The sequence below is a fragment of the Alkalihalobacillus sp. NPDC127517 genome (assembly GCF_050276055.1).
Classification (GTDB): Bacteria; Bacillota; Bacilli; order Bacillales; family Bacillaceae_D; genus Alkalicoccobacillus.
The window spans coordinates 1-21,043 of record NZ_JBNNQX010000017.1 but is presented as its reverse complement, the minus strand read 5'-3'; the positions used below and the strand labels follow the sequence as shown (position 1 = coordinate 21,043).

The window sequence follows — 21,043 nt, the reverse complement described above, 5'->3', positions numbered from 1 at the left end:
AGGGTGGACACGAATTTTTTTAAAAGACGATGACCCAACAAAATTGGATGTCATCGTCTTTTTTTACTATGAGGACAAGCGGATCTAAGCTGTTCCTCCGCTTTCATTCTAAAATATATAAGGGCATGAAACGTTTTATTACAGTACGAATGAAACAATAGCACTGATTACAACAATGGCACCAACGATCATAAGAATTGTACGAATCATGTTTATCATCCTCTCCTTGTTCTTACCTCTATCATTCCTTAATTCACAGATTCGAAACATATTCAGATGCCCTTATCGTAAAAATAGTCTAATCTGCTCATATTATGGGTAAAGAAGATAGAGAACAGATTCGATGGTTTAGAAAGCAGGGGACACAATGGGAATAACAGTTGTTTGGTTTAGAAGAGATTTACGTTTGCACGATCATACCGCGCTATCAAAGGCCCTTTCATCGCTTTCGAAAGAGGACTCGTTGGTTGCGTTATTTTATATTCAGCCTACATTAAATGATACCTTTACAGCTAGACACGATTATTACTATGAGACATTAATGAAGCATGTCGAAAAGTGTGAGAAGGAAGGATTTCCGGTGCACTTTGTTACAGGAAGTCTTGAAGAGGCGTTCCATCAGATGCAGAATCAACTGCCAGATGTAGATCAGCTATTTTTTAATGCGGATGAAACGGGTGGAGGCGCTAAACGAGATCAGGAAGTGATGGATTATTTTGAGTCGACCTCAATTAGTGTCTTTCCGTGTATTGATCACACGATACATGGGGCAACTGAAGTGAAGAAGCAGGATGGCTCTCTTTATAAGGTCTTTTCCTCCTATTATAAGCAGTGGCAGCAGTTGGATAAGCCGCAGGTCCAACGAATTGACCTTAAGAAAGTGAAAGAGCATGCGATCGACAAACGTGACTCTTTTAAGCGTGGTGCAAACGCATATCAAAAGCTCATGGAATCAAAGACGGGTAAGTGGAAGTATGCAGGGGAGGATCATGGACTCGAACGATTAGAGGAGTTTACGCATAGTAAGATGTATGACTATAAGAAAAAGCGGGACTTCCCAGCTATAGCTGGAACAAGCATGCTTTCACCTTACTTACGCACAGGAGCTGTCTCAGCTCGAACGGTGTATTACACAATATTAGATGAGCTCGGAGATCAAGCAAACGGTCAAGGACCCGAGACATATATTCAAGAGCTTGCCTGGCGTGACTTTTACAATATGGTGTTTTATCAATTCCCTGAAAGTAAGGATCAGGAGCTGATTGAAAAGTACCGGGGCATGGATTGGAACCGGGATGATGAGCTTTTTGTAGCATGGAAAAAAGGAAACACTGGCTTTCCGATCATCGATGCAGCCATGAGACAGTTGAATCAGATTGGATGGATGCATAACCGGCTCCGCATGGCTGTCGCATCCTTTCTGACAAAGGATTTGTTGATGGATTGGCGTGAAGGTGAGCGTTATTTTGAGGAAAAGTTGATTGACTACGAACCAGCCTCAAATATTGGAGGGTGGCAGTGGGCTTCTTCCACAGGTACAGATGCAGCGCCGTACTTCCGCATTTTTAATCCGACAAGACAATCCGAGCGCTTTGATCCAGATGGAGACTTCATTCGGAAGTATGTCCCTGAATTAAAAGACTTACCGAAAAAATACATTCATTCACCTGAAAAGATGCCAGAGGATGTTCAGGAGGAAGTAGGCTGTGAGATTGGGAAGGACTACCCACGCCCAATCGTTGATCACAGTACGATGCGTCAGCGTGCACTTGAGCTTTATAAAGAGAAGGGCTAATCTCTATAGTCAGGCTCTTTGTCTGCTTGTTATAATAAGGAAAAAGTGCTTTAGCTAGTAGGATTGCGAGGAATGCTATGACACAGACAACTTCTCACGTTTTTCGCCAGCCATTTCGTTCTCTTGAAGAGTTTGCCGAGATGATTAGCTATTACTTACATTGTCCAGTAACAATTGAAGATGCGAATCATCAGCTGCTTGCTTATAGTACACATGGAGATGGGGCAGACAAAGCGCGCATCTCCACGATTATTTCAAGAAGAGTACCAGAAAAACTCATCAATCGTTTCTGGAAAGACGGCATCATCCCAGCTTTAAATCAGACAAGAGAGCCCGTTCGAGTCCCTGAGATTAAGGAATTTGATCTTGGAAGCCGAGTGGCGGTCTCGATTTGGAAGCATCAAGAGGTGCTCGGGTACATCTGGGTATCTGATCATTTGCAGAAGCTATCTGATACAGATCTTTTACTCTTGAAGGAAGCGGCCGCAACGGCGAAGCAAGAGCTTCTTAAACTCAGTAGACAACGCAAGCAGACACATAAAAGCCGAACCGAATTGCTCTGGCAGTTAATAGTAGGAGATGAATCAGAGCATCTTCAATCAGAACTGCATCTTGCACAAATGCAGCCCGATGAACAGGTATTTGTAAGCTTATTTGTATTCGAAGAACAAGACGAAGAAGCGAGGCGTCACATTGACTATATGCTCCAGGCTTCGTATCAGGATACGATTCCTTTGTTTCTTTGGGATGAACATCAGCTTGTATGTTTGGTAAGGGCAACAGGTGTGCAGTCTAGGCACTATTTTTTAAAGAAGCTAACAGGTCAGCTTCAGGAGCGTTTTGTGATTAAACAGAAGGAAAGCTGCTCAGGGTCTTATGTAGCCGGCTTTGATCACATTTCAGAAAGCTACAAGGAAGCAAAACAAGTCCTTTCTTTAAAGAAAAAGTATCCAGAAGAGCTTGATACGGCTCACACCTTTTCAGATTTAGGTGTGTTTAAATACATTGATCAGATTCCAAAAGGGACAAAAGTGCATCCAGGCATTAAACGAATTGTGGAATATGACAAGAAGCAAGGCACCCAACTCTATGAAACATTGGTTCTCTTTTTAAAGAAGGATGGCAATACGAATGAAGTAGCTAAGCAGCTTCATGTACATGTAAACACACTAACCTATCGAATCAAACGTCTTGAGAGCATTGGACGCTTTCTGTTAAAAGACCCAGCACAGCGAATGGGTCTGTATCTAGATCTCCTCCTCTCAAGAAAGTAGAATTATCCCATTTTGTGAAAATCAACAAAGTGAGACAGTTCTTTTCTTCAAATCCCACGATGTCAGATTGTCCGGCTCTTTACTATACTAAAAAAAGGGAATAGTAGAGAGTGAAGGAGGAGTCAATATGATTATTGCGGTACCGAAGGAAGTAAAGAATAACGAAAACCGAGTAGCAATCACACCTGCTGGGGTATCTACACTCGTCAATGGCGGACACGAATTATTTATCGAAGCAGGTGCAGGTGAGGGGAGCGGCTTCACTGATCACGAGTATAAGACGGCCGGTGCAACCATCTTAGCAACTCCTGAAGAAACGTGGCAGGTAGCCGAGATGATACTCAAGGTGAAGGAGCCGCTTGAATTGGAGTATGGCTACTTCCGCCAGGGACTGATTTTATTTACGTACCTTCATCTTGCAGCGGAGCCGAAGCTTGCTAAGGCACTGGCTGAAAGCGGAGTGACTGCGATTGCTTATGAAACGGTAGAGGAGAACAGGACACTTCCATTACTCACACCAATGAGCGAGGTAGCGGGTCGAATGGCCACCCAGGTCGGAGCGCAGTTCTTAGAAAAACCTAAAGGAGGTAAAGGCATTCTTTTAGGTGGTGTGGCAGGAGTGAAGCGTGGGAAGGTAGCGATCATTGGAGCTGGTGTTGTTGGGACAAATGCGGCTAAGATTGCGGTAGGTCTTGGAGCGGATGTAACGATGCTTGATCTGAGTGCAGAGCGCCTTCGTCAAATCGACGACCAATTTGGGAGAGATGTTCAAACGATTATGTCTAATCCAATGAATATTGCTGATGCGGTCAGGGAGGCAGATCTTGTCATTGGTGCTGTTCTCATTCCGGGGGCTAAGGCACCGAAGCTTGTGACGGAAGAAATGATTAAGTCGATGAAGCCAGGTAGCGTGGTTGTGGATGTCGCCGTTGACCAGGGTGGGATTATTGAAACGGCTGATAAGGTTACAACGCATGATGATCCAACCTATACAAAGCATGACGTCATTCACTACGCAGTAGCAAACATGCCTGGTGCCGTTCCACGTACCTCAACGATTGCACTAACAAACGTAACCATTCCATACGCGAAGCAGATTGCAGACAAGGGAGTCAAGCAAGCGATGATAGCCAATCCTTCACTTGCCCTTGGCTTAAATGTTGCAAATGGACAGATCACATACGAAGCCGTGGCTCGTGACTTAGGTTACACCTATGCAACGGTGGAGGAAGCATTAAGCGAATAATGAGGGAAACCATCACTGGAAGGTGGTGGTTTTTTAAATGGAGGGGGAGAGTGTAGTGGTAAGTATCAATGTGCAGTGGGGAGAAGCAAAGGTGAACCTAACGTGGAAACCAAGCGAGGCGCTTCCGCAAAAGGATCTCGTGACAAGTGTGCACGGGTTTTGCTTTCAAGGCGATGACATGCTGCTAGTTCACTTGGTAGATAGAGGGTGGGATTTTCCTGGAGGACATGTAGATGAAGGTGAAACCCCTGAACAATGTTTTCGCAGAGAAGTGTTTGAGGAGGCTGCTGTCAGGGGAGAGGCTAAATGTCTTGGATCGATCATCGTTGATCACACGGAGAACGTGTTGTGGAATGATACAAGTCCCTACCCTAAGATTGGCTATCAAGTCTTTTATAAGATGACAATTACAGAGCTGCAATCATTTCATCCAAATGAAGAGTCGACTGAACGTCGGTTTATCAACCCGCACGAGATCTCTTTCTATTACAAAAATTGGCATCCGGTCTATCAAGCCATTTTAGATCGAGCGCTAGACAGAAAAACGGACTGATTCTTTAAGATGAATCAGTCCGTTTTTTAGTATGTGTAGATACTGTGATGTATTGCAGAGGAACGCGATGTATTTGTGCTGTAATCGGATATATTTCAACTCAACTCCGATGTATTCGACACATTTCTCTACTTAAACCTAACCAACCTCACGCACAACATTCAGATTTCTTCCCGCACCAAGGCCAACGCCTGTCATGGCGATGAGTACAACCATAAACATGAGCAACGGTGCGGTCCAGTTATGGAACCAGTCAAACACAAGCCCAATGACAATTGGACCTGATGCGGCAAGTAGGTAGCCAAGTGATTGAGCCATGCCGGATAGCTTTGATGCTTGTTTGGCATTTGCGCTTCGTAATCCGATAAATGTAAGGGCTAAACTGATGCTTGATCCAGAGGCAAGTCCCATGAATAAGATGGATACGACAAGGAACGGCGTCGAACCTCCGTAGATCAGCCCAATGAGACCGATAAAATAAAGAATACTGATGACAATTACTAATCCACGTTGATCCTTCAATTTTCCCGCGATAATGGGTGCAAGAAAGTTCCCTGGGACTCCGGCAAACTGCATGATTGATAGCATCCAGCCCGCTGACACGATACTCATGCCGTGGCTTCGCATAATTTCAGGTAGCCACGCCACAGAAGAATAAAAGAGAAAGGACTGTAACCCCATAAAAAGTGTGACCTGCCATGCAATGGAGGATTTCCACATAGAACTGGAAACAGGTTGAACATCAACAGGTTTTGGTTCGCTGTTTTTACCACGAAGCTGTGGGACCCACACGGCGAGACCAAGTAATACGAGCGTCCCCCATAACAGTAGTGTTGTATTCCAGCCAAGGCCTAATCCGTCTGCCATGGGAACAGTGATTCCTGATGCAAGTGCAGCAAAGATCGACATAAGTGTGGAATAGATACTAGTGATCAAACCAACTTTCAAAGGAAAATGTAGCTTAGCAAGTCCGGGCAAAAGGACATTACAGATTGCAATCCCGACACCAACTAAGGCTGTACCGATAAAAAGAAAGGATAAGAGACCCGTTGCGCGTAAAAGAATGCCCAATAGTAATAAGCCTAGCCCAGCAACAATTGCTCCTTCAAAGCCAAGCTTCTGACCAAGCTTTGGGGTGAGCGGTGAAAGGGCAGCAAATGAAAGTAGAGGCAGGGTTGTAATTAATCCCGCTGCACCATTTGATAGACCAAAGTCTGCACGGATTTCACCGATTACTGGTCCTACCGATGTGATGGCAGGCCGTAAATTAAAGGCAATGACTGCAATGCCTATGATAAGTAGAATGGTGTGTTTTTTCGATAAACCTTGTTGTTGCGTCATGATGAGGTAGCTCCTTTTTATATTCAGGCCAAAAAATGGGCTTCTATACAGAGTGTCTGTATAGAAGCCATTTGCATTCGTTTACTTTAAAAATTTTAGACAAACAGGCTTGGACACTTCAAGTGTCGAATCAAGCTGTGTAATTGTACCCTTTTCCGGGTCGCGTTCAAACAGTACAACATTTCCTGTTTCTTCATTTGAAACAACAATAAAGGCTTCGGTTGGATCAAGGACAAAGTCTCTTGGCCAGTTTCCAGCAGAAGGAACACGCTGGATAAGTGAAAGCTCTCCAGAATACGGGTTTACTTCGTAGACTACGATGCTGTCATGACCTCTGTTTGCAGCGTACACGAAGCGGCCATCAGATGAAATGTGGATCGCACTTCCTTGGCTGTTTTCTAAGAAATCATCTGGTAATGTAGAAACAACTTGGACTTCTTTAAATGCGTTAATTCCATCTTCATATGAAAGAGTAATGATTTCATTACTTAATTCAGTAAAGACATACACATACTTTTCTTTTGGATGGAAGGCTAAGTGTCTTGGACCAGAACCAGGGTTACATGTGTAACTTCCAGATTCGGTTAGCTTGCCATCTTCATATGAATACGTCACAATCTTGTCTGTTCCAAGATCAACAGCAATGACATGTTGATTATCAGGAGTGAACCCAGCAAAGTGAGCATGAGGTTTCTCTTGACGCTCATGTGGACCCGTACCTTCGTGTTGTGCATAGGATGAAGCAGGAGCCACACTGCCATCAGCTTGTAATGGGAAGGCTGTAATTCTTCCGCTATGATAGTTTGCCGTTACCGCAAGAGAGTCATTTACACTCACGTGGCAAGGAGAGCCATCATCGGTTAATTCTGTTGTTAGATGAGTTAACTTTCCAGTATCTTTGTCAATTTTGTATGATGCTACTCCGCCTTCAGAACCTTCTTTCACAACGGCATAAAGATGGGTTTGATCAGCATCAAGGTTTACGTATGTTGGATTCCCTAACTCTGCAGCTACTTCAAGCTCTTGAAGGCGCTTTGCTTCGGTATCCAATGTAAATGTATAAATTCCTTTACTATCTGCTTTTGTGTAGGTACCAATGTACCCTCTAAATGTACTCATGTTTAAACAATCTCCTTTCAAATGGAAACACTAAGCTGGTTGTTGTGTGGTACGTGCTAATTTCTTTAGTCGTCTTCTTGTTTGTAGCTTCGAATACGTGAACAAGCCTAAAGCAATCCAAATACAAATAAATGCAATAAGCTGGATGCTTGAGAATGGTTCTTTATAAAGGAAGACTCCAATAATAAGCATAAACGTCGGAGCGATATACTGCAAGAATCCGATCACCGTGAAGCTGAGCTTTTGAGCAGCAACTGCAAATAAAAGAAGTGGAACAGCTGTGATCACGCCTGTACCGGCTAAGACAAACATCGTCGGAACCGATTCAGAAAAATACGCGGCTTCTGGTAACAAAAATAAGAAGAGTAAGGCAAAAGGTGTCATTAAAAGAGTCTCAACCGTTAGTCCAGTCCAAGGCCTAATAGACACGGAGCGTTTAATGAAGCCATATGAACAAAATGAGATCGCAAGTAAGATCGATGCCCATGGCACATGACCGTAATACAGGGTTAACACAATCACTCCAACAAAGGCGAGTGCTACAGCAGCTTTCTCAAGTTTGGCCAGCTGCTCTTTTAGAATAACTGTTGCCAGCACGACATTCATGAGAGGGTTAATATAATAACCAAGACTTGCATCAATAATCCGGTCGCTATTCACAGCGAAAATAAAAATAAACCAATTGGCTGTAATTAGAATCGATGCAGCTGATATAGCAAATAGACTCTTTTTGTGAGCCCAGATCTTTTTCATTTCTTGAAGAACTTCCGTTAGTTTACCCATTAAAGCGAGGGCAATGATCATAAAAAGAAACGCCCAGATAATCCGGTAGGCGAGGATCTCTGCAGAAGAGACATCTCCAGCCATTTTCCAATACAAGGGCATAATTCCCCAAAGAACATACGCACCTGCTCCAAGTAAAACAGCTACGGCGGACTCATTTTGCTTATTCATACGTTCACCTGATTTACATCTAAATTTCATATGCTATGATGTCTAATCATACATCACTTATTTAGGGAATGGAAAGATTTAAATTTATAACCTCTACCCATTTGAATGAAAATTCGCTAGACTACAAAAAAGGAAGTGATGAGATGAAAAAGTCATATGATGTTGTCATTGTTGGTGGGGGTTCTATGGGAATCGCAGCGGCCTATTATATAGCTAGATCCGGTCACAATGTAGCCGTCTTAGATCGTGATACAATTCCAAATGAAACAGGGAGTCACCACGGACAAACAAGAATGATGCGCTTTGGGTACAGTGAAGGTGAAAGCTATGTACCTCTAGTTAAACATGCGTACGCGCTTTGGAGAGAGCTTGAGCAAAAATCGAATCGTTCTCTTTATGTGCAAACAGGTGCTTTGCTCATGGGGGAAGACGGATCAGACTTTTTAAATGAAGTATTACATAGTTCAACAACTCACTCGCTTCCTCATGAAGTGTTAACAGCGAGTGACATTCAAGAAAGGTGGCCAGACATAAACCTGCCTGACACTTCTAAAGGAGTGTTGGATACGTTAGCTGGTTTTTTATTAAGCGAGGAATGTGTACAAGCTTATAAGGAGCTTGCTCTGGAACTCGGGGTAGATATTTTTGCAAGTGAGTCCGTCATGCATGTGAATCCAGTAGCAGAGGGTGTAGAAGTTGTTTCAGAGCAGCGTAGATTTCATGCGGGTAAAGTCATTGTGTCTGCAGGTGCTTGGACTCATAAGCTCTTGCCAGAAGTAAAAATGCCCATCCAGCCGATCCGAAAAACAATTGCCTGGTTCGAACCTAAGGCAGAGAATACATTCGACTCTTGTTCTTTTCCATGCATCGTCTTTAACACGTCATTCGGATTATATTATGCCTTCCCAGACTACAAGGGAGCAGGCTTTAAAATTGGCAGACATGACGGGGGACAGCTTGTAGAACCCGAGCAATTAAACCGAACATTTGGCGCGTATGAAGAAGACGAGCCGGAGCTGAGACAGCTACTTGATGTACATGTTCCAAAAGCTGCGGGCGAGCTGAAGCGTGGTGCTGTATGTATCTATGATCAATCGCCTGATGAAGACTTTATAATCGATTGGCATCCATTGGATGAGCGCATCATTCTTGCAGGAGGCTTCTCCGGACATGGATTCAAATTTGCAAGTGTCATTGGAAAGCTCTTAAGTGAAATGGCATTAGACCAACCACTAATCCATTCAATCGATTCCTTTAAGCTGAGCCGTTTTACGTAATGAATATAGAAGAGCTAGGGACGTAACTTAAAATCATTAAGAATGGCGAATAATTCAATTGTAGAATCATTCGCCATTCGTATTTCTATTACTACGACGAGCGGAAGGAGAATCCGAGACTCCTACGGAACAGAACGCGGTGAAGACACTGTAGCGGTGCCCTTTCCGCGCAAGGGGCTGAGGCCGTTCCGCGCGGGTGCGAGGGATTCTCCTGTAGCGGATTATTTGCTAAGTTCGCTAGCCTCGTTCGAATTATTTTATTTCCCAAATCCTTCAAGTAGCAAACGTATAAAAAGTTGAATTAAGAAGATAAGAGACACCGAAGTTCTATTATGTTTTTAAAACGATATCTTTTTATTGAAATCCAAATAAAGGAACAGGTATACTTAAATAAGAAAACGCTTTCATTAAGCATGATACACCCTAGTTTTTGTCATATAACCTCACGAAATGCTTTTCAATTTGTCTGATTTCTTTGATAATTAGGTAACTTATTGGAATTTCATCAACGAGGAGGATGCTATGAAACTCTATCTGTCAGTGGATATGGAAGGAATTACGGGTTTCGCAGATGATACATTTGTTGATTCATCTAGAACTCACTACAGGCGCGGGCAGTCGTTGATGACGGCTGAAGCGAATCATGTCATTGAAGAAGCCTTTAAGCAAGGTGGGCAAGAGATCATTGTGAATGACAGTCATTCAAAAATGAATAACCTTTTAATCGAAGAGTTACATACGGAAGCAAAGCTAATCACAGGAGATGTGAAACCATTTTCGATGGTTCAAGGATTAAACGATACGTTTAGCGGAGCTTTTTTTCTAGGGTACCATGCGAGAGCCTCTCAAAGAGGAGTCATGAGCCATACGATGATTTTTGGTGTTCGTACAATGTACATTAATGATCATGAAATAGGAGAAATGGGCTTTAATGCATATGTCGCAGGGTATTATGGCGTACCTGTATTAATGGTTAGTGGAGATAACGAGACAGCGAAAGAGGCTGAAGCTCTGATTCCGAATGTCACCACAGCCATTGTAAAAGAACAACAATCAAGATCCTCTGCCCTGTGCCTAACTCCTCAAAAAGCAGGAGAGCTGCTCAGGGAAAAAACAAAGATTGCACTACATAATCAGCACAACGTCAAACCACTTATCCCACCAGATCACCCAGTTCTACGAATTGAATTTGCTAACTATGGTCAAGCAGAATGGGCCGCATTAATGCCAGGCGCAGCTATTGAAGAAGGGACAACAACAGTTCGTTTTGAGGCGAAGGATGTTTTGGAAGCCTATAGAGCAATGCTTGTCATGACAGAGCTTGCCATGAGAACAGCATTCTGCTGAGAAGGTAGGTGAATCATGCTCAAATATATTGGAAAACGAGTGCTCGGAATGGTTGTCACCATGTGGGTCATCATCACCTTAACGTTTATATTGATGCATGCGGTTCCCGGTTCTCCGCTTAACACAGAACAAACAACGAATGCAGCGGTGCAAGCCAATATGGAGGAGCACTTTGGGCTGAATGATCCGTTATATGTGCGCTATGTTGATTATCTTGTCTCACTCGCACAATTTGACTTCGGACCTTCGATTAAACAATCTCCAACCACTGTGAATGAGTTGATCTCACGTGGGTTTCCTGTTTCGCTTGAGCTTGGAATTGTTGCACTGGTTGTCGCTATCGTCTCAGGAATTACACTTGGAATCCTTGCTGCGCTCAGACGGAACGGTGTCATCGACTACGGTATGATGACTTTTGCAGTTATTGGAATTTCTGTCCCGAACTTTATTCTGGCCACGCTGTTAATCTACCAAGTAGCCGGTCAATGGCGATTGTTACCTGTAGGGACATGGGCGAGCTGGAAGCATATGATTCTACCAGCCTTAGCACTTGGCACAACACCAATGGCCATTATCGCAAGACTCACTCGCTCAAGTATGGTTGAAGTTTTAACACAGGATTATATTCGAACCGCGAAGGCAAAGGGGATTTCTCCTTTCAAAATTGTCGTTAAACATGCGCTTCGAAACGCATTACTACCAGTGGTTACAATCCTTGGAACATTAGTAGCCTCCATATTAACGGGCAGCTTCGTCATTGAAAAGATCTTTGCGATTCCCGGAATGGGCCGTTACTTTGTTGAAAGCATTAATAGCCGAGATTATCCGGTCATTATGGGAACAACCATTTTTTATAGTGGGATCTTGATGATCATGCTTTTAATCGTAGATATTATGTACGGCATTCTTGATCCGCGGATTAAGCTCCATAAGAAGGAGGAGTGAGTCTATGCCTCAAACGAACTCACCTGTTTCAAATGAACTTTTTAAAAGAAGGAAACCGGATCATAAAAAGGCAGAGCGAGTCGTCCGTCCCTCCTTAAGCTATTGGCAGGCTGCCTGGTTAAGTTTACGAAAGAATAAACTGGCAATGGCAGGACTCATCATGATGATTCTCCTTGTTGTTATGGCCATCATTGGACCCATCATCAGTCCGCATAGTGTAACGGACCAATTACGAACCAATGCAAATCAGCCTCCTTCGATGGATCATTGGTTTGGTACAGATAGTTTAGGACGAGATATGTTTGCGCGCACTTGGTACGGCGCACGTATTAGTTTGTTTGTTGGGTTTATGGCTGCATTGATCGATTGTGTGATTGGCATTATTTATGGTGGGATATCCGGTTACAAAGGGGGACGCACGGATAATGCCATGATGCGTGTCGTTGAAGTATTATATGGTCTCCCGTATCTATTAGTAGTCATTCTTCTCATGGTTGTGATGGGACCAGGTTTATTTACCATTATTGTAGCGTTAACTGTTACAGGATGGGTAGGAATGGCGCGAATTGTTCGAGGACAGGTCCTACAATTGAAAACGAATGAATATGTGTTAGCGTCCAGAACTCTGGGGGGAAAAGCAAGTCACATTATCAGAAGAGCGCTTCTACCAAATGCAGTGGGTGCCATTATTGTTCAAATGACATTAACCGTACCATCAGCTATTTTTGCAGAAGCTTTTCTCAGCTTTCTTGGACTAGGCGTTCAAGCTCCTTATGCGAGCTGGGGAGTGATGGCTGAAGATGCACTTGGAACCTTAACATCTGGAGCTTGGTGGAGGTTGTTTTTTCCGGCATTCTTCATATCGATTACGATGTTTGCATTTAATGTGTTAGGAGACGGATTGCAGGATGCGCTCGATCCTAAGCTAAGGAGGTAAATGCAGTGAGCGAGCCATTATTAGACGTTAATAATTTGCATGTTTCATTTCATACCTATGGTGGACGCGTTCATGCCGTTCGTGGGGTAAATCTTACGCTAGAAAAAGGAGAAACACTCGCCATTGTTGGAGAAAGTGGGTGCGGAAAAAGTGTGACTGCGCAAAGCATTATGCGCCTCATCGCTGAGCCGCCAGGAAAGATTACTGAGGGCACCATTCGCTTTAAGGGAGAGAACCTACTCGCGTATTCAAATAAAAAAATGAGATCCATTCGTGGGCGTGAGTTGGCAATGATTTTTCAAGATCCCATGACGTCTTTGAATCCGACACTAACGATTGGTGATCAGCTAACGGAAGGGTTGATTAATCACCAAGGACACACAAAAGCGCAAGCCAAAGAAAGAGCACTAGAGATGCTAGAACTAGTCGGAATCTCCAATGCCAAGGAGCGTTTAGCCCAATACCCACACCAGTTTAGTGGCGGAATGAGACAGCGAATCATGATTGCTATGGCTCTTATGTGTGATCCGGAGATTTTGATTGCTGATGAACCAACCACAGCCTTAGATGTAACGATCCAAGCCCAGATTCTTGATCTCTTTAAAGAGATTCAACGGAAAATGGGTGTCGCCATCATTATGATTACGCATGACCTAGGTGTCGTGGCGCAGTTAGCTGATCGAATTCATGTGATGTACGCAGGCAAGATCGTAGAGGAAGGCAATCGCAGGGAACTCTTTTATAAAGCTCAGCATCCATATACTCGTGGATTACTTCATTCCGTTCCAAGAATGGATGCGGATCGAAGTGTCCCTCTTGTCCCGATTCCAGGTACGCCGCCAGATTTATTCTCACCACCCACAGGATGTGCATTTGCTGATCGATGTGACTACGCCATGGATGTATGTACGCAAGTGGAACCAAAGCGAGTCAATGTTGAACAAGGACACCATGTGGCTTGTTGGTTGCAGGATGAAAGAGCACAACAGGCGTTAGGGAAGGAATTTCCGCTCCACAAGAAATCTGTCTAATCTTTTAATCTGATAAAGGAGGTCATGGTATGAAAAAATGGTTAGTGATGATGCTCGTTGCGCTTGGATTGATGGTTGTTTTAGCTGCTTGTACCACAACGGGAGGGACGGGTTCAGATGGCGGGGATAGTGGAGATGATGAAAATGAAACAACGGACAATGAAGGTGGGGGAGATAAGACCTTACGTTTGAACAACGAGAATGAACCGACTTCTCTTGATTCAACCAAAGCCTTTGATAATGTTTCATATAATATCTTAAACAACTTAATGGAAGGGTTAACGAGACTCGGAGATACACATGAACCAGAGGAGGCGACAGCTGAGAGCTGGGATGTATCGGATGACGGTCTAACATACACGTTCACGATTCGTGAGGAGGCCAATTGGTCAAACGGTGAACCTGTAACGGCTGGAGACTTTGAATATGCTTGGAAACGCCTTGCGAATCCTGAAACAGCCGCTGATGCTGCGTTTTTAACGGATTTAATTGAAGGAGCAAGCGAGTATAACAGCGGAGACGGTTCAGCTGATGATATGGCAGTTAATGCTCTAGATGATAAAACGCTTGAAGTGACATTAAATAGTCCACAGGCATATTTTCTAAGTATCATTTCCAATCCAGCCTTTTTCCCGGTTCATCAAGAAACAGTAAAGGCTGACGATAACTGGGCTGCTGAAGCAGATACGTTTGTAGGGAATGGACCCTTTGCACTAACAAGCTGGAGTCACAATTCAAATCTAGTTATGGACAAAAATGCTGAGTACTGGGACGTGGACAATGTTCAGTTAGATGGGGTTGTATGGGAAATGGTCAGTGACCGGAATACCGAGTATCAATTGTTTCAAACAGGTGAGCTTCATACATCATCGATTCCAACGGAACTGGCCGAGCAGCTTATAGCTGATGGAGAGGTGGAATTTGAAGATCAATCAGGTACGTATTTCTATCGCTTTAACACAGAAATGGAACCTTTCCAAAATCAGAACATCCGCAAAGCCTTCTCGATGGCTGTGGATCAGCAAGAGATTGTTGATTACGTAACAAAACGTCAAGAAAACGCCGCACATGGATTTGTGGCATATGGATTTCCAGAGCCATCAGGACAGGATTTCCGTGATGTGGGTGGCGATCTGATCAGCTTTGATCCTGAAGAGGCAAAGATGTTACTTGAACAAGGAATGGAAGAAGAGGGTTACTCGGAGCTGCCTGAGATTACGTTATCGTATAACACAAGTGATGAGCATAAGCTGATTGCAGAGGTACTACAGGATATGTACAAGGAGCATCTTGATGTAGAGGTGACTCTAGCAAATACAGAGTGGAATGTGTTTTTAGAAGCACAACAAAACTTAGAAATGCAGTTCTCGCGCTCATCGTTTATAGCAGACTTTGCAGACCCAATCAATTACTTGGAAAGCTTTATAACAGGAAGTTCCATGAACCGGACGGCCTGGAGTAATGATGAATACGATCAGCTCATTGCCGATGCGAAATCTGAGGCAGATGAGGAAACTCGATTTGACTTAATGCATCAGGCAGAAGACATTCTTCTTGAAGAAGCTCCGATCTTCCCAATTTACTTCTATAACCAGCCTTTGCTACAGGCAGACGAAGTGACTGGGATCGTTCGTCACCCTGTCGGATACATTGAACTGAAGTGGGCAGATTTGCAATAGTCTTAGAGGAGGGTCTGGGAAACTGGACCCTTTTTCTGCAGAAAAGGGGAGGCAAAACGTGAAGCCACAATCATTAAAGCCAGGGGATACGATTGGACTGATTGCTCCTTCAAGTCCTCCGAATCTTAGTCAGCTAGAAAAAGGGATCAAGCTCTATGAAGGATATGGATTAAACGTAAAAGTAGGGCGCTCCATCCACTTAACAGATGGTTATCTAGCTGGAACAGATAGGGACCGGGCGGACGATTTGATGGAAATGTTTCAAGATCCTGAGATTAAAGGTGTGTTTTGTGTTTATGGGGGGTATGGATCAGCAAGAATCGTTGAACTCATTGACTTTGATGTGATTCAAGCGAACCCGAAAGTATTTTGGGGGTATAGTGATGTCACGTTTTTGCATCAAGTGATCTATCAAAAAACAGGTCTAGTGACGTTTCATGGGCCGATGATGAGTAGTGATCTAGGGGGAGAGGTTCATCCTTTTACTGAGACCTATTTAAAGCAGGTGTTTAAGCCCACAAGGATTACCTGTGATACAACAAACTCGGATCTGGGCGTCATGAACACGAATGAAAGAAGGAAAGTGAGCGGACTCATTGTTGGAGGCAATCTCTCATTGATCATAAGTTCTCTTGGAACATCGTATGAAATAGATACAAAAGATAAGCTCTTATTTCTTGAAGATGTAGGAGAGGAACCGTATAAACTCGATCGCATGTTCAATCAGTTAAGGCTAGCAAACAAGCTACAGGATGCAGCTGGAATCATCGTTGGAGACTTTCATGAATGCAAGCCGTTTAAACGAAAAAATTCACAAGGTGTAGATGAGGTTATTACCCACCATCTATCACTGGCCGGCACACCAGCTATTTTTGGAATGCAGACTGGTCACTGTACACCTACTCTTTCATTTCCTCTTGGGGTGATGGCAACAGTTGATGTAACAGAACGTAGAATCTCAATTGAACCTGGTGTAAAAGGAGAGTGATTCAAATGAAACGATGCGCAATCAGGACCGCAGTCGCAACCATCTGGACAGATCCCCAATCGAGCCGAGAGATTGATGAACCAGCCCTGCAGTACCCTGTACACATTCAAGATTGGCTTAATCAGCTTACACATGAACAACGACTTGACCTTTGCACCTCAAATCGAACTCAAACGCAAGCATTGTTTGGTCAGGAGGTTTTAAAAGTGAGGGAGGAAAATGGTTGGGCAGAGGTACATGTGGTGGACCAGCCAACGGCCAAATCAGAGCTTGGTTATCCAGGATGGGTCCCCTCAAATCAGCTTGAAGCCGTCCCGAACTTGATTGAGACATATCCTTATGCGTTTGTTCAAGCAAAAACGACTACTCTCTATCACATGAACCATGAGGTCGGAATGGAGATTAGCTTTCAAACACGTCTTCCAATTATTGAATCTGATGCGGCTTGGGTCGTTGTTCAAACGCCAATCGGAAAAGGAAAGCTGCGTAAGGAAGACATTCGAGTTGTGTATCCGAATGATCGCTTATGGCCGGAATCAGGTGAACAGCTTGTAGCGATCGCAAGAACATTCAGAGGGCTTCCCTATCTATGGGCGGGGATGAGTGGGTTTGGGTTTGATTGCTCTGGGTTTGTTTATCAGCTTCACCGAGCCTTTGATCTAACCATTCCAAGAGATGCTTCTGAACAAGCAAAGCAAGGCATCAAGATCGATCCAGATGATTTGCAGCCTGGTGATCTGCTTTATTTTGCCTATGAAGAAGGAAAGGGTCGCGTACATCATGTGGCGATGTATTCGGGAGAGGGGCGAATGATCCATGCGCCAAACACAGGAAAACAAATAGAAGAGATTAAAATTAGTGGGATCTATACAAAAGAACACTATATTTCAAGACGATTTTGGTCCCCTTTGACTGAAGGAGGTACGAGATATGTCTGATAAGCACTCTGACGATATTTTAACTGTATCTCATCTAAAAAAACATTTTTCAGTTGGTAAAAATCAAACGTTAAAGGCAGTAAATGATGTCTCCTTCTCCTTAAAAAGAGGGGAAACTTTTGGACTGGTCGGAGAATCTGGGTGCGGTAAATCAACACTTGGAAGGACCTTAATTCGCTTGTACCAAAAAACAGCAGGGGAGGTGACATTTAACGGAGTTGATGTGTTTAGGGCAACTGAAGCAGAAAAAAATAAACTCACTCGGCAGATACAAATGATTTTCCAGGATCCGTACGCTTCACTAAATCCGCGAGCGACTGTTATGGAAAGTATTGCAGAAGGGATGGATATTCAAGGGTTACATAAAGGTAAAAAAAGAAAACAGCGCGTTCATGAACTTCTTGAGACGGTTGGGTTAGATGCGGAGCATGCCCAGAGATATCCGCATGAATTTAGTGGAGGGCAACGTCAACGAATCGGAATTGCACGCGCATTAGCCCTTGAACCAGAACTTATCATTGCGGACGAACCGATCTCGGCTTTGGATGTATCCATTCAAGCGCAGGTAGTCAACCTGCTGAAGAAGCTACAGAAAGAAAGAGGGCTTACTTACTTATTCATCGCGCACGATCTGTCGATGGTAAAGCACATCAGTGATCGAATTGCCGTGATGTATTTAGGAGAGATTGTAGAGCTCACGAGTAGTGATTCTCTATATGCAAATCCGCTTCATCCATATACGCAAGCACTTCTTTCTGCTATACCGATCCCAGATCCAGATCTTGAAGATAAGCGCGAGCGGATCATCTTGCGAGGGGAGCTGCCAAGTCCTATTGATCCACCAAGCGGCTGCGTGTTTCGAACGCGCTGTGTTCACGCCATGGATGTCTGTGCAACCACGAAACCATTGCTAAAAGAGTGGAGAACTGGACACTTAACAGCTTGTCACTTACTGGACGAAACAAAAGCGCAAAAAGAAGCTGCTGCGAGTAAGTCACATTAACCGGTAGCGATCACTTGGTCGACTGCTTGAATGAATGCTTGTACATATGAATCACTATGAGGAACGAGATCTTTTTTTGTAATCGATACAGTTGTGACACTTTTTTGGTCATCTTCTATTAAGAAACCAGTTGCATGAGCTTCTTCGTTGAAAGAAGAAAAAATTCTTTTAAAGTTCGACCAACGCATACGGAACATACCAGCTATTTCTTCGATCTGTACGTTATATTGCTGTACAGAATGAGGAATCGCATAACAAAGGTAAACATGACAGAATTCGTTATCGAAAATGAATGGAGTTGTAATGGAATCGGCAATCGTACCGAGTGGCAACAAGTTTTCAAAATCGACTTTAATCCCAAGCTCTTCATCTAGCTCACGCAAACCATCTTCTTTTACCTCGTGGCTTTGCAGGTGACCTGCAGCTGAAATATCGTACATTGAAGGGAAATCCTTTTTGTCAGCACTTCTTAATTGAATGTCTACATAATACATTTGATCTTGTTTGCCAATCATCCAGCAATGAAAGGTTTCATGCCAATCTCCGTTCATATGAATGTCTGCTCTGGATTTAACACCTATTGGCTCACCTTGCTCGTCAAAGATACGTACCTGTTCGGTTTGCATGGCTCCACATCCTTTTTTCATAAAACTAGCACAAATCTGTTTATTTTGCTTGTTTCAAACATCCATATACTGTATGATTAAACAAATAACTTGAGGAGGGATGCTTTATGATAATCGCATATGTAAACACGCAGAATTTCATAAAGCAGCCCATCTAACGGATCGATTTCTTTTTTATTGAGTGTGTATACACATTGGTGGGCTGCGACATTGTCCGCAGGCACATGTACGAGAAGACCGCGGAGAACCGTGGTCTTTTTTTGATGCTCAATTATAAGGAGATGACCAAAAATTGATTGAAACGAAATATGGTTGGAACGCAAAAAGACAAGAAGAGTGGGATCAGATTCAAACAGATGAGATGATTCCTGGCCGTGTAGTTCTAGAGCATAAACGTTTGTACCGAGTGATTACGGCTTCGGGAGAGCTTCTAAGTGAAGTGTCTGGTAAATTTGCATTTGACGCATTTGATCGACAGGACTTTCCTGCGGTTGGTGATTGGGTCGCTGTCTCAGTGAGAGAGGGCGAAGGCAAAGCCATCATTCATAAGGTGTTAGAGAGGTCTAGCCGATTTAGTCGGAAAGCAGCTGGTTACACGTTTGAAGAACAACTGGTTGCCGTAAACGTTGATACCGTTATGCTAGTTATGGCTCTAACAAACGATTTTAATCCTAGAAGAATGGAACGCTATGTGTTACTGGCTTATGAGAGTGGAGCAAATCCGGTGATTGTCCTAAGCAAACGAGATTTGTGTCAAGACCTTGAATCGACCTTTGATCAGCTTGAGGGGGCTTGCCCTGGTGTACCCATTCATGCAGTGAGTGCTTTAACCGGAGAAGGAATGGAGCAATTATCAGAGTACCTCAAAGAGGGTAAAACCATTGCTCTACTTGGCTCATCTGGAGCGGGCAAGTCGAGTCTGACGAATGCCTTTATGGATCACCAGGTACAGAAGGTAAACGAAACAAGGTTGTCTGATGATCGAGGAAAGCATACCACAACGCATCGTGAACTTTTTCTATTACCAAATGGTGCAGCTATTATTGATACACCTGGCATGCGTGAAATACAACTGCTTGGTGCTGAAACTGGATTGGAACAAAGCTATGAAGATATCTATGCCCTTGCAGACTCGTGTAAGTTTAACGATTGTAAGCATCATCACGAGCCCGGATGTCGGGTGCAAGAAGCAATTTTGAATGGAGATCTCAGCGAGCAGCGATACAAAGGGTACGTTAAGTTATTAAAAGAACAGGCTTATGCTAAAAGGCAAACAGATCAGCGAGAAATGATGAAAGAAAAGAAACGATGGAAACAAATCACTAAGAGCAGAAGAAACTAGCTTGTTTTAAAAGTAAATACGTTTGAAGTCAGGAAAAAGAGGAATCCTTCCAATGAGAGAGGAAGGGAGCAAGTTTATGGGGAAACGAATCGCTTTATATGCATTTGCACTCTTATTTGTGATTGCAGGAATAGGTCACTTTACCATGGATGATGGCTTTGCACGTATGTTTCCAGAGTGGGTCCCGTTAAAATATCCGATTGTCTATGTAACTGGAGTCATTGAATGGATATTGGCCGTGTTTCTACTTGTACCAAAAACACGACGGCTAACAGGAATCATAACGGCTATTTATTTAGTCTTAATCTTTCCGGCAAATATTTATATGGCGATAGAGGAAATTCCTGCGCCGTGGGATGATTATACGAATCCAGTCATTCTTTGGATTCGGCTGCTGTTTCAGCCTTTACTGATCTGGTGGGTGCTAGCGGTTTCCAAAGATTAGAGCATAAAAAGTAAAACCTAACAATAACACGAACATAGCAAGGTATCCGCTACAGTAGAATCCCTCGCACCTGCGGGAACGGCCTCAGCCCCTTTCGCGGAAAAAGCACCGCTACAGTGTCTTCACCGCGTTCTGTTCCGTAGGAGCATTCCTGTGGGTTTTCTTTTGACCTATTTACACAAAAAAAGTCCTCCGTTAAGATG

Annotated in this window: 19 protein-coding genes; 15 read left to right on the top strand and 4 right to left on the bottom strand. The window is 43.5% G+C overall.

What is annotated here, in order from left to right:
* Positions 1–367 precede the first annotated feature (367 nt).
* The 4 genes from ACQKKO_RS18675 (at position 368) to ACQKKO_RS18660 (ending at position 4,868) form a co-directional block, all read left to right on the top strand.
* Positions 368–1,795, top strand: a complete 1,428-nt coding sequence (locus ACQKKO_RS18675; RefSeq protein ID WP_498649859.1) for a cryptochrome/photolyase family protein — start codon at positions 368–370, stop codon at positions 1,793–1,795.
* Positions 1,796–1,872: 77 nt separating this feature from the next.
* Entirely contained in the window at positions 1,873–3,069 is a 1,197-nt protein-coding gene (locus ACQKKO_RS18670; RefSeq protein WP_498649857.1) for a PucR family transcriptional regulator, read from the top strand.
* 127 nt (positions 3,070–3,196) lie between these two features.
* Positions 3,197–4,315 carry an alanine dehydrogenase gene (gene ald, locus ACQKKO_RS18665; protein WP_498649855.1) on the top strand — a complete coding sequence of 373 codons (1,119 nt, stop codon included), beginning with the start codon at positions 3,197–3,199 and terminating at the stop codon, positions 4,313–4,315.
* A 55-nt stretch (positions 4,316–4,370) separates the two neighbouring features.
* Positions 4,371–4,868 carry an NUDIX hydrolase gene (locus ACQKKO_RS18660; protein WP_498649853.1) on the top strand — a complete coding sequence of 166 codons (498 nt, stop codon included), beginning with the start codon at positions 4,371–4,373 and terminating at the stop codon, positions 4,866–4,868.
* Between the two features lie 138 nt (positions 4,869–5,006).
* Here the strand turns inward: ACQKKO_RS18660 and ACQKKO_RS18655 are convergent, their stop codons facing one another.
* From ACQKKO_RS18655 to rarD, 3 genes are all read right to left on the bottom strand, one after another.
* Positions 5,007–6,209 (bottom strand): CynX/NimT family MFS transporter, encoded by a 1,203-nt coding sequence (locus tag ACQKKO_RS18655; RefSeq protein WP_498649851.1) that lies wholly within the window; start codon positions 6,207–6,209, stop codon positions 5,007–5,009.
* A gap of 81 nt (positions 6,210–6,290) precedes the next feature.
* Positions 6,291–7,328, bottom strand: coding sequence for a lactonase family protein (locus ACQKKO_RS18650; RefSeq protein WP_498649849.1), 1,038 nt, complete (start codon positions 7,326–7,328; stop codon positions 6,291–6,293).
* A 30-nt stretch (positions 7,329–7,358) separates the two neighbouring features.
* Positions 7,359–8,282 carry an EamA family transporter RarD gene (gene rarD, locus ACQKKO_RS18645; protein ID WP_498649847.1) on the bottom strand — a complete coding sequence of 308 codons (924 nt, stop codon included), beginning with the start codon at positions 8,280–8,282 and terminating at the stop codon, positions 7,359–7,361.
* A 143-nt stretch (positions 8,283–8,425) separates the two neighbouring features.
* Here rarD and solA point away from each other — a divergent pair, with 143 nt between their 5' ends.
* The 9 genes from solA to ACQKKO_RS18600 all read left to right on the top strand — a co-directional run bounded on the left by solA (position 8,426) and on the right by ACQKKO_RS18600 (position 18,427).
* Positions 8,426–9,559, top strand: coding sequence for an N-methyl-L-tryptophan oxidase (gene solA, locus ACQKKO_RS18640; protein WP_498649845.1), 1,134 nt, complete (start codon positions 8,426–8,428; stop codon positions 9,557–9,559).
* A gap of 522 nt (positions 9,560–10,081) precedes the next feature.
* A complete protein-coding gene (gene dppA, locus ACQKKO_RS18635) occupies positions 10,082–10,906 on the top strand; it encodes a D-aminopeptidase DppA (RefSeq protein WP_498649843.1) in 825 nt (274 codons plus the stop codon).
* Positions 10,907–10,921: 15 nt separating this feature from the next.
* The gene (locus tag ACQKKO_RS18630) at positions 10,922–11,851 is read left to right on the top strand and encodes an ABC transporter permease (RefSeq protein ID WP_498649841.1); all 930 of its coding nucleotides are present in this window, start codon (positions 10,922–10,924) and stop codon (positions 11,849–11,851) included.
* A 4-nt stretch (positions 11,852–11,855) separates the two neighbouring features.
* Positions 11,856–12,788 (top strand): ABC transporter permease, encoded by a 933-nt coding sequence (locus ACQKKO_RS18625; protein WP_498649840.1) that lies wholly within the window; start codon positions 11,856–11,858, stop codon positions 12,786–12,788.
* Between the two features lie 5 nt (positions 12,789–12,793).
* Complete coding sequence (locus tag ACQKKO_RS18620; protein WP_498649838.1) at positions 12,794–13,819, top strand: ABC transporter ATP-binding protein; 1,026 nt, start codon at positions 12,794–12,796, stop codon at positions 13,817–13,819.
* Positions 13,820–13,848: 29 nt separating this feature from the next.
* The gene (locus ACQKKO_RS18615) at positions 13,849–15,498 is read left to right on the top strand and encodes a peptide ABC transporter substrate-binding protein (protein ID WP_498649836.1); all 1,650 of its coding nucleotides are present in this window, start codon (positions 13,849–13,851) and stop codon (positions 15,496–15,498) included.
* Between the two features lie 58 nt (positions 15,499–15,556).
* Entirely contained in the window at positions 15,557–16,486 is a 930-nt protein-coding gene (locus ACQKKO_RS18610) for a S66 peptidase family protein (RefSeq protein WP_498649834.1), read from the top strand.
* Between the two features lie 5 nt (positions 16,487–16,491).
* Positions 16,492–17,424 (top strand): C40 family peptidase, encoded by a 933-nt coding sequence (locus ACQKKO_RS18605; protein WP_498649832.1) that lies wholly within the window; start codon positions 16,492–16,494, stop codon positions 17,422–17,424.
* Positions 17,417–18,427, top strand: coding sequence for an ABC transporter ATP-binding protein (locus ACQKKO_RS18600; RefSeq protein WP_498649830.1), 1,011 nt, complete (start codon positions 17,417–17,419; stop codon positions 18,425–18,427). Before ACQKKO_RS18605 ends, ACQKKO_RS18600 begins: the two co-directional genes overlap by 8 nt.
* Here the strand turns inward: ACQKKO_RS18600 and ACQKKO_RS18595 are convergent.
* Complete coding sequence (locus tag ACQKKO_RS18595; protein WP_498649828.1) at positions 18,424–19,053, bottom strand: NUDIX hydrolase; 630 nt, start codon at positions 19,051–19,053, stop codon at positions 18,424–18,426. The genes ACQKKO_RS18600 and ACQKKO_RS18595 overlap by 4 nt on opposite strands.
* Before the next feature lie 292 nt (positions 19,054–19,345).
* Here ACQKKO_RS18595 and rsgA point away from each other — a divergent pair, with 292 nt between their 5' ends.
* Both rsgA and ACQKKO_RS18585 read left to right on the top strand, forming a co-directional pair.
* Complete coding sequence (gene rsgA, locus ACQKKO_RS18590) at positions 19,346–20,395, top strand: ribosome small subunit-dependent GTPase A (protein ID WP_498649826.1); 1,050 nt, start codon at positions 19,346–19,348, stop codon at positions 20,393–20,395.
* Between the two features lie 76 nt (positions 20,396–20,471).
* Positions 20,472–20,840: a DoxX family protein gene (locus ACQKKO_RS18585; protein WP_498649824.1), complete on the top strand. Its 369-nt coding sequence runs from the start codon at positions 20,472–20,474 to the stop codon at positions 20,838–20,840.
* Positions 20,841–21,043: the final 203 nt, after the last annotated feature.

Excerpts from the sequence above, each read along its gene's own strand:
- ACQKKO_RS18675 (WP_498649859.1), top strand. The coding sequence starts at position 368 with ATGGGAATAACAGTTGTTTGGTTTAGAAGAGATTTACGTTTGCACGAT.
- ACQKKO_RS18670 (WP_498649857.1), top strand. The coding sequence starts at position 1,873 with ATGACACAGACAACTTCTCACGTTTTTCGCCAGCCATTTCGTTCTCTT.
- ald (WP_498649855.1), top strand. The coding sequence starts at position 3,197 with ATGATTATTGCGGTACCGAAGGAAGTAAAGAATAACGAAAACCGAGTA.
- ACQKKO_RS18655 (WP_498649851.1), bottom strand. The coding sequence starts at position 6,209 with ATGACGCAACAACAAGGTTTATCGAAAAAACACACCATTCTACTTATC.
- ACQKKO_RS18650 (WP_498649849.1), bottom strand. The coding sequence starts at position 7,328 with ATGAGTACATTTAGAGGGTACATTGGTACCTACACAAAAGCAGATAGT.
- rarD (WP_498649847.1), bottom strand. The coding sequence starts at position 8,282 with ATGAATAAGCAAAATGAGTCCGCCGTAGCTGTTTTACTTGGAGCAGGT.
- solA (WP_498649845.1), top strand. The coding sequence starts at position 8,426 with ATGAAAAAGTCATATGATGTTGTCATTGTTGGTGGGGGTTCTATGGGA.
- dppA (WP_498649843.1), top strand. The coding sequence starts at position 10,082 with ATGAAACTCTATCTGTCAGTGGATATGGAAGGAATTACGGGTTTCGCA.
- ACQKKO_RS18630 (WP_498649841.1), top strand. The coding sequence starts at position 10,922 with ATGCTCAAATATATTGGAAAACGAGTGCTCGGAATGGTTGTCACCATG.
- ACQKKO_RS18625 (WP_498649840.1), top strand. The coding sequence starts at position 11,856 with ATGCCTCAAACGAACTCACCTGTTTCAAATGAACTTTTTAAAAGAAGG.
- ACQKKO_RS18615 (WP_498649836.1), top strand. The coding sequence starts at position 13,849 with ATGAAAAAATGGTTAGTGATGATGCTCGTTGCGCTTGGATTGATGGTT.
- ACQKKO_RS18605 (WP_498649832.1), top strand. The coding sequence starts at position 16,492 with ATGAAACGATGCGCAATCAGGACCGCAGTCGCAACCATCTGGACAGAT.
- ACQKKO_RS18600 (WP_498649830.1), top strand. The coding sequence starts at position 17,417 with ATGTCTGATAAGCACTCTGACGATATTTTAACTGTATCTCATCTAAAA.
- ACQKKO_RS18595 (WP_498649828.1), bottom strand. The coding sequence starts at position 19,053 with ATGCAAACCGAACAGGTACGTATCTTTGACGAGCAAGGTGAGCCAATA.
- ACQKKO_RS18585 (WP_498649824.1), top strand. The coding sequence starts at position 20,472 with ATGGGGAAACGAATCGCTTTATATGCATTTGCACTCTTATTTGTGATT.